General features: G+C 63.1%; 11 protein-coding genes and 1 tRNA gene. 4 read left to right on the plus strand and 8 right to left on the minus strand.

The window, feature by feature from the left end; genetic code table 11:
- Positions 1-653: 653 nt before the first annotated feature.
- Positions 654-1,613, minus strand: coding sequence for a GlxA family transcriptional regulator (locus tag VSR68_RS07495; RefSeq protein ID WP_342939212.1), 960 nt, complete (start codon positions 1,611-1,613; stop codon positions 654-656).
- Positions 1,614-1,722: 109 nt separating this feature from the next.
- On the opposite strand from VSR68_RS07495, the gene VSR68_RS07500 reads away from it, so the two are divergent.
- The 3 genes from VSR68_RS07500 to VSR68_RS07510 all read left to right on the plus strand — a co-directional run bounded on the left by VSR68_RS07500 (position 1,723) and on the right by VSR68_RS07510 (position 3,865).
- Positions 1,723-2,028 (plus strand): antibiotic biosynthesis monooxygenase, encoded by a 306-nt coding sequence (locus tag VSR68_RS07500; protein WP_342939213.1) that lies wholly within the window; start codon positions 1,723-1,725, stop codon positions 2,026-2,028.
- 89 nt (positions 2,029-2,117) lie between these two features.
- Positions 2,118-2,876, plus strand: a complete 759-nt coding sequence (locus tag VSR68_RS07505) for an alpha/beta hydrolase (protein WP_342939214.1) — start codon at positions 2,118-2,120, stop codon at positions 2,874-2,876.
- 284 nt (positions 2,877-3,160) lie between these two features.
- Entirely contained in the window at positions 3,161-3,865 is a 705-nt protein-coding gene (locus tag VSR68_RS07510; RefSeq protein WP_342939215.1) for a helix-turn-helix domain-containing protein, read from the plus strand.
- 128 nt (positions 3,866-3,993) lie between these two features.
- On the opposite strand, the gene VSR68_RS07515 is transcribed toward VSR68_RS07510, so the two are convergent.
- From VSR68_RS07515 to fdnG, 7 genes are all read right to left on the minus strand, one after another.
- Positions 3,994-4,089, minus strand: a tRNA-Sec gene (locus VSR68_RS07515).
- A gap of 127 nt (positions 4,090-4,216) precedes the next feature.
- Positions 4,217-6,157, minus strand: coding sequence for a selenocysteine-specific translation elongation factor (selB, locus tag VSR68_RS07520; RefSeq protein WP_342939216.1), 1,941 nt, complete (start codon positions 6,155-6,157; stop codon positions 4,217-4,219).
- Entirely contained in the window at positions 6,154-7,599 is a 1,446-nt protein-coding gene (gene selA, locus VSR68_RS07525; protein ID WP_342939217.1) for an L-seryl-tRNA(Sec) selenium transferase, read from the minus strand. The genes selB and selA overlap by 4 nt, the downstream gene beginning before the upstream one ends.
- A 30-nt stretch (positions 7,600-7,629) precedes the next feature.
- Positions 7,630-8,562 (minus strand): formate dehydrogenase accessory protein FdhE, encoded by a 933-nt coding sequence (fdhE, locus tag VSR68_RS07530; RefSeq protein WP_342939218.1) that lies wholly within the window; start codon positions 8,560-8,562, stop codon positions 7,630-7,632.
- 88 nt (positions 8,563-8,650) lie between these two features.
- Positions 8,651-9,286 carry a formate dehydrogenase subunit gamma gene (locus VSR68_RS07535; RefSeq protein ID WP_342939219.1) on the minus strand — a complete coding sequence of 212 codons (636 nt, stop codon included), beginning with the start codon at positions 9,284-9,286 and terminating at the stop codon, positions 8,651-8,653.
- Entirely contained in the window at positions 9,283-10,221 is a 939-nt protein-coding gene (gene fdxH, locus VSR68_RS07540) for a formate dehydrogenase subunit beta (RefSeq protein WP_342939220.1), read from the minus strand. Before fdxH ends, VSR68_RS07535 begins: the two co-directional genes overlap by 4 nt.
- Positions 10,222-10,230: 9 nt before the next feature.
- Entirely contained in the window at positions 10,231-13,302 is a 3,072-nt protein-coding gene (gene fdnG, locus VSR68_RS07545; RefSeq protein ID WP_342939221.1) for a formate dehydrogenase-N subunit alpha, read from the minus strand.
- A gap of 266 nt (positions 13,303-13,568) precedes the next feature.
- Here fdnG and VSR68_RS07550 point away from each other — a divergent pair, with 266 nt between their 5' ends.
- The gene (locus VSR68_RS07550) at positions 13,569-14,978 is read left to right on the plus strand and encodes a YihY/virulence factor BrkB family protein (protein WP_342939222.1); all 1,410 of its coding nucleotides are present in this window, start codon (positions 13,569-13,571) and stop codon (positions 14,976-14,978) included.
- Positions 14,979-15,095: the final 117 nt, after the last annotated feature.

The raw sequence follows: 15,095 nt of genomic DNA on the forward strand, positions 1-15,095 counted from the left end.
TGTGCAAGGGTGCAGAACATTTCATTTTTCACTCTCTGCCGCCGCGTGGACTCTTGTAAGATCCCATGACAAAGAATCTAGAACACGGCCATCGGACAGGAATGCGAAGAGCAATGGACCAACCCGGTACGAATTTGACTGCGCCCATCCTTTGCAGCGACTCTACAGTCTTGTTTTCGGTCTACGGCTTCGGTTGGGGGTACTGTGCCTTTGCGCTACCTTGTGAAGTAGTTTGCGAAAAACTCGGCGCTGCGAATCGCACCCCAAGGCAATTGAGGCTGGCCTTCGAGCTTGGCAAGCGCCGACTGCTGGAGGCTGCGGAGGCGAAAGCAGTCCACGGCATGGGTGGACGCATAATGCTGTCTGCCACTGACCTGTAGCTCAGGAGTGCGATTCGGCGGTCGCTCCTGAAAGTAGGTCGCGCGCTGGGTTGTACCTCGCTATCTGTTGAGTGCTGCACGGAGTCGGTCGCCCTCTGGGGTGCCGATCACCACCGTCACTACCAGACCACGAAGCGGTCTTACCTGCAAACGTCGGAATGGCGGCTCGTTTCCAGGGTGAAGCCGTCATTCGACTCCTCGCTTCAGCGTGGCAATTCCTCCCGTGTGGCTGGTTAAGCACGGCCACCGGCATACTCCAACAATCGATAAGGCTCACGACGCCCGCACCTCACGGACCCCCTTCCCTATCCGCCGCCGCAGCAGCGTACGCAGCGTCACGCCGTCCGCGTAACCGACCTGCTCGGCGATGCGATCCACGCTAAGCTTGCTCGTCTTCAGCAGATGGACGGCGCGCTCGACCCGCAAATCCTGAATGTATTCGATGGGCGTTTTACCGAGCACCTCGTTTAGACGTCGCGTCAACGTTCGCTTGCTGGTCGCCAATTCTTCGGCGGCGTCGTCGAGCGCGATGGCCGTGTGGAGGTGTTCGCGCACCCAGCGGTCGAAACGCTCGACGAGCGGGTCCGAATGGGCCAGGTGATCGGCGATCGCAAAGGCGGACTGCGACGGCCGCGAATCGAATACGAGGTACTTGCCTACGAGCGCCGCAAGCTCCGGGCTGTTGTTGCGGATCAACCAGAGCGCGAGGTCGAGATGACTCAGAGCGGCCCCCGCCGTCACCATGTCGCCGCTGGGAACGACAATACGATGCGCATCCAGGTGCACTTCAGGGTAACGCTGCCGGAATATCGGCGAGAGCCACCAGGTGGTGGTGGCTTCACGCCCATTGAGCAAGCCGCTTTCGGCAAGCACGAAGGTGCCCGTACAGGCGGCTCCGATACGGGCGCCGGCACCGTGCCACGTGCGCAATGCACCGAGCGCATCGATCACGTCGGCCCGGCCGAGCGAAGGCACGAGCAGGTCCGTCGTCGTCCTGTTGAGCGCCGGCACGACGACCCAATCCGGGGCGGGGGCGTCTGTCATGTCGCGCACGGGCACCTGCAGCCCAAGCGCCGTGCGCACCTCTGGCCGCATCCCCGCAACAGTGATGTCGAAGTCCGGTATGACCATCCCGGTCGCGCGCGCCAATTCATTGGCCGTCGTCAGGGCATCGAGCACGGTGGTGAGGCCGGTGTCGAACACCCCCTCGAGCGCCAGGACAAAAATTCGCATGGCAGGATCGATACCAAAATTGTCGATTGAGACAGTATCTCCAAGGGCGCTCCATTTGTAAAGTCTGGACCAACGCGTGAACTCGTCACGCGCAAACTGGAGAGCAAAGATGATTAAGAAGGCACTATTCGTACGACTTGAAGCCAGGCCGGGAAAGGAGCAAGCCGTAGCGGACTTCCTCGACGCCGGGCTGGAAATGACGAATCGGGAGGCGACCACACCGATCTGGTTCGCCCTCAGGCTGTCACCGACGACGTTCGGTGTATTCGACGCCTTTGCGAACGAACAGGATCGCCAGGCACACCTGCACGGGAGTATGGCCGGCGCCCTGATGGCGCGGGTCGACGAGATGCTGGCCAGCGCGCCGTCGGTCGAGCCGATCGACGTTCTGGCCATGAAGAACGAGCTGGCCTGATTCCCGGTTATCTATCACCGATCAATCCTCGCCCGTCAAGCACGATTGCGCGAAACGACGGGCAACTACAGACAATCCTGGAGAGTACAATGTTTGCACTGCGAACTAAACTGGCCATTGCCGCCCTAATTGCCCTGAGCGCCACGATGGCTCAAGCCGAGGCAAAGGGGGCTGCGAAGGATGTTGTCATTGTCCACGGCGCACTGGTGGATGGCTCCGGCTGGCGGGCCGTCCACGACATCCTGATCAAGGATGGCTACCATGTGACGATCGTGCAAGAGCCGCTCACGGGCCTCGCCGAGGATGTCGATACCGCCAGGCGCGCCATCGACCAGCAGCAGGGCCCGGTGGTGCTGGTCGGCCACAGCTACGGTGGCTCCGTGATCACGGAGGCAGGCGCAGACCCGAAGGTCAGCTCGCTCGTCTATGTGGCCGCACTGCAACCCGACGTAGGCGAAGCCAGCGGTCAGCTGTTGCAGAAGTTTGCCGCGCCCAACGATGCCATGCGAGCGACGCCGGACAAGTACTTCTTCCTCCCGCCGGCGAAATTCCGTGAGAACTTTGCCGCGGACGTCCCGCCCTCGGACGCGCAATTCCTGGCGGACTCGCAGGACCAACTCGCCGAGAAAGCGTTGGGCGCACCGGTCTCTGTGGCGGCATGGCGAACCAAGCCCAGCTACGCCATCCTGACCACCCAGGATCATATGGTGAGCCCCCAGCTTCAGCGTTGGATGTATCAGCGCTCGGGTGCCAAGGTGACCGAGGTGAGCGCAAGCCACGCTGTCTTTATCTCCCAGCCGGCCGCGGTCGCGCGAGTGATTGAGGTTGCCGCTAAGTCGACGAACTGACCGGAACAGAGGGCAATCCGGGGGGCGTGGGGGCGATAGACCCGAAGCGCCCCTCAGAAAATGACCAACGCCAGAGTCATCTGCACCCGGTCGGTATTGTTTGTGCGCCAGTGGTTGCAGTGTCGTCGCGAGCAGAACATATTTGCCTACGATGTGCATGGCACCGCATTCCGTTGCGCGCCTGGCATGGTTGCGATGTGATAGCCGCACTTGCCGCAGTTCGAAAACGCGAGTCCGCGGATCAATGATGTCGAGAACAGGTGTCGCGTCTACGATCAGCGCGCTTGATCGCGCAATTGTTGGATGACATCCATCGGCATCCAGAACTGTTCGAAGGCGGCAGTTCAACCACAAAGTTTTTTCAGCATGCCGCAAACACACTATTCGACGGACAGATGTCCGAACTAGCTAAACATCTCGGCGTTTCCACGGCACAGCTTTCCGGCTGGCGCTCCGGAACACAGCCATCGCTTCCACATTTGGCAAATATCGCGAGCCGTTGTGGTTGCAAAATTTCCAATGTCTTACTTGGAAACGAAGTAAAGTTGAGAAGGACGCGTACGAGCTTTAAGCTTAGGAAAAAAGTAGAGCGTCGACCTAGACTCGGCAAGTTTCAATCTCCTGAATGTCTGATAGAAGAGTTGAAGAGGCTCGACAACTTGGGGAAGACGAAAAATCTACTTCAAACCGCCAGGCTTCTCGACGTTAGCTATCGCTGCATTTTTAAGCTGGCACCAGAGTATGCAGCGCAATTAGTACAAAGAGGACGGGAGGTCAGACGTAAAGAGAAGATAGAAGGCGAAAAAGCTCGTTTCAATGCCTATTGGCAATCCTTCCAAGAGTTGTGCCGAGAGAACAGGTGGCCAACAGGAAAAAGAGTTGCGATGCGATTGTCTGAGCGCACCGGGAAGAGAATCAACACCTTTGAAGCTAGCACATTTCACGCGAGAGCAATGCGATTAGCGAAGCTAACAAGCGCGAAGCGGTGATAGCTTCGCCGAAGAGAATCGCGGGATAGAAAATTCGGGACAATTCAAATCCAACCAATTCTTGTCGTAAACGACATTAATTGATGAACTCTACAGCGGCGGCCCCCGAAACATCCGACACGCGTTGATGGCGGAAGGCAGCCGGAGTCGAACCGACCGAGGAGTGGCTGACACCCCTCACTGGGTTTGAAGCCCAGCCGCACCACCAGATACGAATGCCTTCCGTGTCCAACTTCGATCAGCCGCGCAACGAGAAAACATCCACACCGAAACGCACGGCTTACCGCGACCGATTATAGCGGCCACTCATTTACACCGTCAGCCCGTTGCGCCCGCAACGGGCGATCGGCATCACACAGCCGGTTCGCACGCCAACGCCTCGTGCAATTGCGAATCCGGCCTCAGCCAGTGAACGTCACGCTGAAAGCGCGTGTAGCCGATGCGATCGAAGAATTCGAGAATCTGGATCGCGCGCTTGCGTCCTAAACCCGTCGCGTCGCGGAACGCCGATGCGCCCAGCGCGCCGCTACCATCGCCTGCGATGGCGGCAACGAGCCGCGCCAGTTCATGCACGACCTCGCGGTGATAGAACAGATCGCGCACGATCTGATACACGTCGCCCTGCCGAGCGAGCTTGCGCAGCACCTGGCGCACCGCGTCTTCGTCGCGCGCTGTCGTCTTCGCGAGATCGCGCACCCACGGCGGATCGTATCGGCCTTGCGCGATCAACGGCAACAGCGCGCTCGCGAGAACCTGCTCGCGCGCGTCGAGCGAAACCGTATGCGCCGGCAGATGCAGCCACGGCCCGCTTCTCGCGACCGCGCCCTCGTCGACGAGCGAATCGATCAGCGCGCGCCACATCGCATCCGGCACCAGCGGCGCCGCAATGCGCCGCAAGCGCGCAGCGTCGGGTCCCAGTTCGTCCGGCGAGCGCGCGTGATACTGATCGAGCGCCGCGAGCACCTGCAAACGCAGACGCGCCCAATGCGAGCGCAAGACGATCACGGCATCGCCGGCATCCTTGCCGTGCAGCGCAATTTCATCGGCATCGGCGGGAAGGGGCAATGCTTCGGCAGGCACGCCCGTCAGTTGCATCAGCATCGAACGCGATACACCGCGCGGCGCCTCTTCGAGCAGCGGACCGATGCGCCCGTCATCGAGCCACACGCGCAGCGCATCGAGCCACGCGCGCCGTTCCGCCGTCCGGCGTTTGCGCGGCGGACCGAACGGATCGAGCACGCGGCCGCCGCCGACTGTGTGCGTCGCCTGTGCATTGCGGACGATGAAGCGATCGCCCGGCAGCGCGCACACAGGCGCATCGAACACGAGTTGCACGCGCGCCGAGCGCCCCGCAGCCAGCGTATCGTCATCGAGCAACGCGACATGCGCGACGCGATGCAGCGTGCCGATATGCACATGCAGCGGCGCCCAGTGTTGCAGCGTGATGCCTGCATCGTCGAGCAGCGTCAGTTCGACATCGAGCCGATCGCCCGGCTTCGCGAGCCGCGCATCGACGATCCAGTTGCCGCGCGCAATCGCGTCCTTGTCGATGCCCGCGAGATTCAGCGCGCAGCGCTGCCCCGCGCGGCCCGCATCGGCGGCACGATTTTGCGCGTGGATGCTGCGCACGCGCACGGCTCGATGCGAAGGCTCGAGCATCAACGTGTCGCCTGTCGCGACGCGGCCCGCGAACACCGTGCCTGTCACGATCGTGCCCTGCCCCGCGAGCGTAAACACGCGATCGATCGCAAGCCGGAACAGACCATCGTCGCGCCGCCCTTGCCACGCGACAGCCGCTTCACGCAGATGAAGCGAGAGCGCGCGCACGCCGCTGTCGTCCGGCGCGGTCGCGTTCGTTTCGAAGAAAGGCGCGCCGCAGAACGGCGTCGATGCGAGCCATGCGCCTATTTCGTTTCGCACCTGCGCGAGACGCGCCGCGTCGACGCGATCGCTCTTCGTCAGTGCAATCGCGCCGCGCGTGACGCCGAGCAGTTGCAGGATCGCCAGATGCTCGCGCGTCTGCGGCATGATGCCGTCGTCGGCGGCGATCACGAGCAGTGCGTAGTCGATGCCGCATGCGCCCGCTGCCATCGTATGCACGAGTTTTTCGTGGCCCGGCACGTCGATCATGCCGAGCACGTCGCCGTTATCGAGCGGCGTGTACGCGTAGCCGAGTTCGATCGAGATGCCGCGCGCTTTCTCTTCTTTCAGACGGTCCGTATCGATGCCCGTCAATGCGCGCACGAGCGTCGTCTTGCCATGATCGATATGACCCGCCGTGCCGACGATCATATCCGCAGCTCCGCGCATTGCCCGGCGAAGTCCGCTTCGTCGGCGGCTTCGAGGCAGCGCAGATCGAGACGCAATGCATCGTCGGCGATGCGTCCGATCACGGGGCAAGGCAACGCACGCAGCGCTTCTTCTAGCTTCATCAGCGCGCGGCCGCCGCGCTTGCCATGTGCGTTGCGCACGACCAGCCCATAGCTTGGCAATTGGTCGACAGGCAATGCGCCGCTGCCGATCTGGCTCGCCATCGGTTCGGCCGCCACTGCGTACGCCGATCCGAGCACACGTTGCAGCTCGTCTTTCAAGCGCTCCGCCTGTGCCTGCATGTCGGAAGCGGGCCGCGTCAACAGGCGCAGCGTCGTCAACCGCTCGCGCAACAGTTCGGGCGCGCGATAAAGCTGCAACACAGGTTCGAGCGCCGCGAGCGTGAGCTTGCCGACACGCAGCGCGCGCTTCAACGGATGCTTCTTGATCTTGCGGATCAGCTCCGCGCGTCCGACGATCAGCCCCGCTTGCGGGCCGCCCAACAGCTTGTCGCCGCTGAACGTGACGAGATCGGCGCACGCATCGACGGTCTCGCGCACGGTCGGCTCGCGAGGCAAGCCGTATTGCGCGAGATCGACGAGCGTGCCGCTGCCGAGATCGACGGCCATCGGCAAGCCGCGCGCATGCGCAAGCTGCGCGACGTCATCGACGGACACGCTTTTCGTGAAGCCCTCGATTGCGTAGTTGCCGCAATGGACTTTCATCAGCAAGGCCGTGCGCGCGTTGATCGCTTCCTCGTAATCCTTCAGATGCGTGCGGTTCGTCGTGCCGATTTCGCGCAGCTTCGCGCCCGCGCGCGACATGATGTCGGGAATGCGGAACGCGCCGCCGATCTCGACAAGCTCGCCGCGCGACACCACCACTTCCTTCTTCGACGCCAGCGCCGATAGTGTGAGCAGCACGGCCGCCGCGTTGTTGTTGACGACGGTGGCGGCCTCGGCGCCCGTCAGTTCGCAGATGAGTTCGTCGATCAGGTCGTCGCGATCGCCGCGCCCGCCCGTCACGAGATCGAATTCGAGGTTCATCGGCCGCGTGAGCGCGACGACCACCGCGCGCACCGCTTCGTCGGGCAGCAGCGCGCGGCCCAGATTCGTATGCAGCACCGTGCCCGTCAGATTGAACACGGCGCGCAGATGAGGCCGCGCGCGCGCGGCGAGCGCACGCTGCGCATCGTCGACGAGCTTTGCTTCGAAACGGAACGACGCGTCGAACGGGACGCCCGCAAGCAGTTCGCGCCTGAGCGTGTCGGTTGAAGCGCGTATCGCATCGACGACCTGCATGTGGCCATATTCGTCGATCAAACGCTGCGCCATCGGCGTCGACAGCACGCGCTCGACGGCGGGCACGCGCGCGAGCAGCGCGCGCGGGTCATCGCCCAACTTGTTGCCCGACACTTCGCTCACGCTCGCACTCCCCGTGCATGTAGATGAGCTTCACTCGTCCGACGGCACCTCGGGCCACAGCAGCGGATTCGGACTGCTGCGCCGGTAGCCCGCTTCGTTCATCAGCAGATCGAGCGTGAGGCTCGCGAGATCGTCGGCAAGCGGCTCGAAGTCGTAGTCCTTCTCCTGATAGCCGATCTTGCGGTACGTGTGGCATTCGTCGCACGATTCGGCCTTCAGCGCTTCGCTGCCGCCGTCGATGCCGTGATACGCGATGCCCTTCGTCGAATCGCAATTCGAGCACTTCACGCGCACCACGTGCCACTCTGTCGAGCACAGTCCGCATTGCAGATAGCGCAAGCCCTGAAACTGCCCGCCGACGCGCACGATGCTCGCCACCGGCTGCGCGCCGCATACGGGGCACGTGCCCGGCGTGTCGAGATACGGCACGGCGCGCTCGTCGATGCGGCTCGCGATGTCCGTCCACACCACCTGCAGCGCCGCCATCACGAACGGCGCCGACGCGGGATCGACTTCGTTGAAGCGCAGCGCGAGGACCGCATCGGCGAGTGCGTCGAGTTCGTGCTCGCTCTTCATGCGCAAGCCGTCGATCACTCGCGCGAGCGCGGGCGTCACGAGACCGGCCGCTTCGACGCGATCGAGCAGACGTTGCAGCACGTCGCGCCACACGGGATCACGCTCAGTCGTTGACGACGGCGCGATCGGCATTGAGTGCTGCTGCGCGAGGGCAATGGATTCGGCGGAAGGCATCGTCGCGCTGACTTGCGCGAGCGCCTGCTGCTGTGCGTCGGCAAGCGAGGCCATCAGACGGATATACCCGCCGATCGGGCTCGCGCCCGCAAGCTCGCGAAGACGCGCAGCGCGCGTCGAGAACAGCGTCGCGCGCTCAGGCCGGCGAATGCGCGGAAGGGCCGAATGATCGATCGATTCGATCTGGCCGGGCTCCAGGATGCGTTGCACCAATTCAGGTTCCTGCCGTTAGGGTCTGGATGGCGTCAACAGTAGCAGATATGCGAATGCAGCGCGCGCTTCCCGGCACGCGCGCCGCCTGTCACTTGATGCTCTCGCGGAACCACTTCGGATGATGCTTGCGCGCCCAGCCGAGCGTCACCGTGCCCCGCACCATCGCGCGCACGGAGCCCTTCACCCACAGCGCCGCATAGATGTGGACGATGATTCCGCAGATCAGCGCGAACGCCGTGATCGCATGAATCACGGCTGCGACGCGCACCACGTCGACGGAAAAATAGAACGAGAAATATGCCCGCCAGATCACGATGCCGCTCAGCAGCAACAGCACGAGGCACACCACCATCACGAAGAACAGCAGCTTCTGCCCGGCGTTGTAGCGCCCGACTTCGGGCAGCCGGTCCTCGCGCGCGGCGAGCACATCCTTGTACTGACGCATCCATTGCCAGTCGTCGTCGTTCAGGGCGTTGTGATGCCAGAAGCGCAGCGCAAGAATCAGGAACGATACGAACATCACGATGCCGATGAACGGATGCAGGATGCGCGCCCATTGCCCGCCGCCGAACAGCGCGGTGAGCCAGAACATCGACGGGTGGAAGAACGCGAGACCCGACAGCGCGAGCAGGACGAACGTGATCGCCGTGATCCAGTGATTCGTGCGCTCGTTCGCGGTGTAGCGCACGATCAGGTCCGGATTGCCATTCCGATGATGTTTCATTTGACGGGCTCCTCGGGCTTGTGTTCGCCACGCTCGCGTATGTCGCGCGCGGCGTTGCGGGCAGCATCTTCGTCTTCGTCCGACACCTCGTTCGGCCCGACACGCGTGTAGTGGAAGAAGCCCGTCAGCGCCGTGAGCGCCATCACGGCGACGGCGAGCGGCTTCGCGATGCCCTTCCACAACTGCACGAAGGGGCTGATATGCGGATCGTCGGGCAGGCCGTGATAGAGCGACGGCTTGTCCGCATGATGCAGCACGTACATCACGTGCGTGCCGCCCACGCCCTGCGGATCGTACAGCCCCGCTTTCTCGAAGCCGCGCTCTTTCAAGTCAGCGATGCGCTCTTCGGCATGCGCCTTCATGTCCTCTTTCGTGCCGAACACGATGGCGCCCGTCGGACACGTCTTCACGCAAGCGGGCTCCTGGCCGACGCCGACGCGATCCGAGCAGAGCGTGCACTTGTAGACGCGGTTATCCGCCTTCGAAAGCCGCGGAATGTTGAACGGGCAGCCCGAAATGCAATAGCCGCAGCCGATGCAGTTTTCCTCGTGGAAATCGACGATGCCGTTCGTGTACTGCACGATCGCGCCCGGCGACGGGCACGCCTTCAGACAGCCCGGATCTTCGCAGTGCATGCAGCCGTCCTTGCGGATCAGCCATTCGAGATCGCCTTTCGGGTTCTCGTATTCGGTGAAGCGCATCACCGTCCACGAGTGCTCGGTGAGATCGTGCGGGTTGTCGTAGACACCCGTGTTGACGCCGATCGTGTCGCGCAGATCGTTCCACTCCATGCACGCCGTCTGGCACGCCTTGCAGCCGATGCACTTGGTTACGTCGATCAGCTTCGCGACGCCGCCCGTCGCCGGCTCCCGCACCGACGTGGGCTGCACGGTCGTGGCGGAGATGCGCCTGATATCGAGCGATTGATATGCCATGACGCCTCCCTATGCCTTCTCGACCTTCACGAGGAACGACTTGAATTCCGGTGTCTGCGAATTCGCGTCGGCCACGACAGGCGTCAACGTGTTGGTGATATAGCCTGGCTTGGTGAGCCCCGTGAAGCCCCAGTGCAGCGGAATGCCGACCGTCTGCACCTTCTTGCCGTCGATCATCAGAGGCTTGATGCGCTTCGTCACGACGGCGACGGCGACGATATGTCCGCGATTGCTCGTCACCTTCACGCGATCGCCTGCCACCACGCCGATCTGCTTCGCGTGCTCCTCGCCGATCTCGACGAACTGCTGCGGCTGGATGATCGCGTTCAGGCGCGCATGCTTGGTCCAGAAGTGGAAGTGTTCCGTCAGACGATAGGTCGTCGCCACATTCGGGAAATCGACAGCCTTGCCGAACGCCGCGCGGTCATCCGGGAACACGCGCGCGGCGGGATTGCTCGTCGCTTGCGGATTGTTCGGATGGAATGTGTTGTAGCCAAGCGGGTTCTCGAACGGCTCGTAATGCTCGGGGAACGGACCTTCGTTCATCGCGTCGCGCGCGAAGAAACGCGCGACGCCTTCCGGGTTCATGATGAACGGACCCATGCCGTTTTCGGGCGGCTCGTCGAGCTTGAAGTCGGGGGTGTCGGTGCCGCTCCAGTTCGTGCCGTTCCACGCGATCAGCTTGCGTTTCGGATCGAATGGCTTGCCGTTCACATCGCACGATGCACGGTTGTACAGCACGCGACGGTTCGCGGGCCATGCCCACGCCCAGTTCAGCGTCTGGCCGATTCCGGTCGGATCGGAGTTGTCGCGCCGTCCCATCTGGTTGCCCGCCTGGGTCCACGCGCCGCAGAAAATCCAGCAGCCGCTCGCCGTGGTGCCGTCGTCCTTCAGTTGCGCGAAACTGGCCAGCTGATCGCCCTTCTTCACCAGCACCTTGCTCGGGTCTTTCGGATCGGGCAGATCGGCGAGCGCGCGGCCGTTGTACTCCATCGCCATCTCCGCGGCCGTCGGGCTTTCGGGGTTCGCGTACGGCCAGCTCAGATTGACGATCGGATCGGGATACTTGCCGCCCTGTTCCTTGTACGCCTTGCGCATGCGCACGAAGATTCCCGACATGATCTCGAGGTCGCTGCGCGCCTCGCCCGGCGGCTCCGCGCCCTTCCAGTGCCATTGCAGCACGCGGCTCGAACTCACGAGCGAACCGTTTTCCTCGGCGAAGCACGAGGTGGGCAGACGGAACACTTCTGTCTGGATCTTCGACGAATCGACATCGTTGAACTCGCCGTGGTTCTTCCAGAACTCGGAGGTTTCCGTCGCGAGCGGGTCCATGATGACGAGCCATTTCAGCTTCGCGAAGCTCGCCGACGACTTGGCCTTGTTCGGCGCGGACGCAAGCGGATTGAAGCCCTGGCAGATGTAGCCGTTCATCTTCCCCTGGTTCATCAGCTCGAGGCCCTGCAACAGGTCATACGGCTTGTCGAGCTTCGGCAGATAGTCATAGCCCCAGTTGTTGTCGGCCGTCACGGCGTCGCCCCACCACGACTTCATCATGCTGACGTAAAACGCGCGGTAGTTCTTCCAGTAGCTCAGCTGATTGGGCCGCAGCGGCTGCGACGCGCGCTTCTTGATGTAGCCTTCGTAGTCCTGCTCGGGCTCGTTCGGCAGCGTCATGTAGCCCGTCAGCAGATTGGACATCAGGCCGAGATCGGTGAGCCCCTGGATGTTCGAGTGGCCGCGCAGCGCGTTCATCCCGCCGCCCGCGACGCCGATATTGCCCAGCAGCAACTGCACCATCGCGCCCGTGCGGATCATCTGCGAGCCGACCGAGTGATGCGTCCAGCCGAGCGCGTACATGATGGTGGCAGCGCGGTTCGGAGTCGCCGTCGTCGCGAGCGTCTCGCACACGTGCAGGAACTTGTCCTTCGGCGTGCCGCACGTTTTCTCGACCATCTCCGGCGTATAGCGCGAATAGTGCTTCTTGAGGAGGCTGTACACGCAACGCGGATGCTGCAACGACATGTCCACTTTCACGAAGCCGTCGTCGCCGCGTTCGTAGTCCCACGTCGACTTGTCCGGGTACTTGCGTGCCTTCGCGTCGTAGCCTGAATAAATGCCGTCGTTGAACGCAAAGTCTTCACGGACGATGAATGGAAAGTCCGTGTAGTTCTTCACGTAGTCGTGCTGGATCTTGTCGTTCGTCAGCAGATAGTTGATCACGCCGCCAAGGAACGCGATGTCGGTGCCCGTTCGGATCGGCGCATAGAAGTCCGCGACGGACGCCGTGCGCGTAAAGCGCGGATCGACGACCATCAGCTTCGCCTTGTTGTGCGCCTTCGCCTCGGTCACCCACTTGAAACCGCATGGGTGCGCCTCGGCAGCATTGCCGCCCATCACGAGAATCACGTCCGCGTTCTTGATGTCGACCCAATGGTTCGTCATCGCTCCACGGCCAAACGTCGGGGCAAGACCTGCCACCGTCGGGCCGTGTCAGACACGCGCCTGGTTGTCGAACGCGAGCATCCCCATGCTGCGCACAGTCTTGTGCGTCAGATAGCCGACCTCGTTGGTGCTCGCCGATGCCGCGAGCATGCCCGTGGTCAGCCAGCGGTTGACCTTCTTGCCATCGGGCGTGCTCTCGACGAAGTTCGCGTCGCGATCTTCCTTCATCAGCTTCGCGATGCGGTCGAGCGCGTCGTTCCACGAGATGCGTTGCCAGTGATCCGAACCGGCAGCACGATACTCGGGGTATTTGAGGCGGCTCTCACTATGGATGAAGTCGATCAGGCTCGCGCCTTTCGGGCACAACGTGCCGCGATTGACGGGGTGATCCGGGTCGCCTTCAATATGAATGATGCTCGCGGTTGCGTTCTTTGCGCCGTCGCCGAGGCCATACATCAGAATGCCGCAGCCGACTGAGCAGTAAGGACACGTGTTGCGCGTTTCGGTAGTACGAGCCAGTTTGTACTGACGGACTTCGGCGAGCGCGGGTTCGGGTGAGAAGCCCAGCAGGGCCAGGCTCGATCCCGTTAGCGTGCTCGCCGTCACCTTCAGGAACTGACGGCGGGACATTTGCAGCATGATCGCCTCTCGTTCTATTTGTGGGGAGGTGACAAAAAGTATAAGTCGTTTCTTGCACGTCGTAAGCACAACAGAGCAGAACGACAGCACGTCATATGCCTGATGGTTCGCAGTTGTTGTATCGACATAGATAGATGGGCACGACGCTTGCGTCATACCATTGACATTCGCGGCGTGTATGAGCACTGCGATGCGCGGCAAATCTGCGAGCACGCGCATTGCTGCCTGCATGAAGTGTCATCGGTATCCTCGTCAACAAGGACCTCATGGAACTCGATTCACTCTCCGCCGAGAAATTGCAGTCCGTTGCGAAAAAACAGGCGTCGTGGGCCGTCGGCGCGCTGCGGCAGTTCGCCGATAACCGTTGCGCCGCGATGGCGGCCGGCATCGCGTTCTACGCGGCGTTCTCGCTTGCGCCGACGCTCGTGATGGTGATCGCGGTATCCGGCTGGTTCTTCGGCGCCGAGGCCGCGCGCGGCGAGCTCTTTCGACAGGTGCACGGCGTGCTCGGCAACGACGCCGCCGCTGCCGTCACGACGATCGTGCAGAACGCGCATCGCAGCGGCGGCGCAGGCGGGATCGCCGCTGTCATTTCATTCACGATGCTCGCGGTCGGCGCGTCGGCGACGTTCTCATCGCTGAACAGCGCGCTCAATGTCGTCTGGCCATCCGAAGCGCCACGCACGTCGAGCGTGATGGCGCTCGTGCGCGTGCGGCTGACTTCGTTCGGTCTCGTGCTCGGCGTCGCGTTCCTGTTGATCGTGTCGCTCGTGCTCGACACGGCGATCACGTTCATCGGCAACATGCTGTGGGGCGATTCGCCTTATGTGGTGATCGGCAACCTGCTGCAACTGCTCGTCGGCTGGCTGGTGCTCGCGTTCGCCTTTGCCGGGCTGCTCAAGTTCCTGCCCGACGCGCCCGTGCGCTGGCGCGATGCGCTCGTCGGCGGGACGGTGGCGGCCGCGCTGTTCTCGGCGGGCAAGAAGCTCTTCGCGCTCTACCTCGCGCACGCAGGCATGGCGAATTCGTTCGGTGCGGCGGGCTCGCTCGCGGTGCTGCTGATGTGGCTGTACTTTTCGGCCGTCGTGCTGCTGCTCGGCGCCGAGTTTGCCGCCGCGCGCGGACGCATGCACGATCCGCGCGGCGCGTGGGGCTTCGCGCGCGCCACGCCGCCTGGCAGCCGCGCGATGCTGGCGTCGGTCATGGCCGCGTCGACGGTGGCGGCAGGCGCTGCGAAGCGCGGCTCGGTACGGGGCGCGGCGCCGCCGCCGGCAGCGGGCGTGAGGGCGGGCGCTACCGGCGTGACGGCGGGCGCTGCCCGCTTGAGCGCGGGCGCTGCGGACGTTGCGGCAGGCCCAGCCGGCGCGACGATGGGCGCAAAGCCGCGGCCATCGGCTGTGGCAAGGCTCGTGGCGACGCACGACGCCGGCATCAGCAAAGCCGTGACCATCGGCAAAACGGTCGTGAAAGCGGAAACGCACGCGACGCGCGCCGCCGCGAACACGCTGGTGCGCGCGGGCCGCACGGCAGTGGCCGCGGATCGCTACGTCCGGCGCCACCCGTGGAGCTCGGTGCTGGTCGCGGCAGGGACGGCGCTCTTTGTCGCCGCAGTGGCCGGCCGCCTCAACGGCGCCGACGATGCCGAAGCGCCACCCGCCGCCAGCGACACCCGTTAAGCGTTCGCTTCAACGGCCCCGCGCTTGCGACATCACAACGGCGCACGGATGTCCACCCGGAAGGTCAAGATCATGCACCTGCCGCGCCGGCCGCCTCTTTATTTGGAGACGGAAATT

It is taken from the genome of Paraburkholderia phymatum (genome assembly GCF_038900715.1).
Taxonomy (GTDB): domain Bacteria; phylum Pseudomonadota; class Gammaproteobacteria; order Burkholderiales; family Burkholderiaceae; genus Paraburkholderia; species Paraburkholderia phymatum_A.

What these genes read in the sequence shown, in the direction of transcription:
- VSR68_RS07495 (WP_342939212.1), bottom strand. Translation starts at nt 1,613, where the DNA reads ATGCGAATTTTTGTCCTGGCGCTCGAGGGGGTGTTCGACACCGGCCTC.
- VSR68_RS07500 (WP_342939213.1), top strand. Translation starts at nt 1,723, where the DNA reads ATGATTAAGAAGGCACTATTCGTACGACTTGAAGCCAGGCCGGGAAAG.
- VSR68_RS07505 (WP_342939214.1), top strand. Translation starts at nt 2,118, where the DNA reads ATGTTTGCACTGCGAACTAAACTGGCCATTGCCGCCCTAATTGCCCTG.
- selB (WP_342939216.1), bottom strand. Translation starts at nt 6,157, where the DNA reads ATGATCGTCGGCACGGCGGGTCATATCGATCATGGCAAGACGACGCTC.
- VSR68_RS07535 (WP_342939219.1), bottom strand. Translation starts at nt 9,286, where the DNA reads ATGAAACATCATCGGAATGGCAATCCGGACCTGATCGTGCGCTACACC.
- fdxH (WP_342939220.1), bottom strand. Translation starts at nt 10,221, where the DNA reads ATGGCATATCAATCGCTCGATATCAGGCGCATCTCCGCCACGACCGTG.
- VSR68_RS07550 (WP_342939222.1), top strand. Translation starts at nt 13,569, where the DNA reads ATGGAACTCGATTCACTCTCCGCCGAGAAATTGCAGTCCGTTGCGAAA.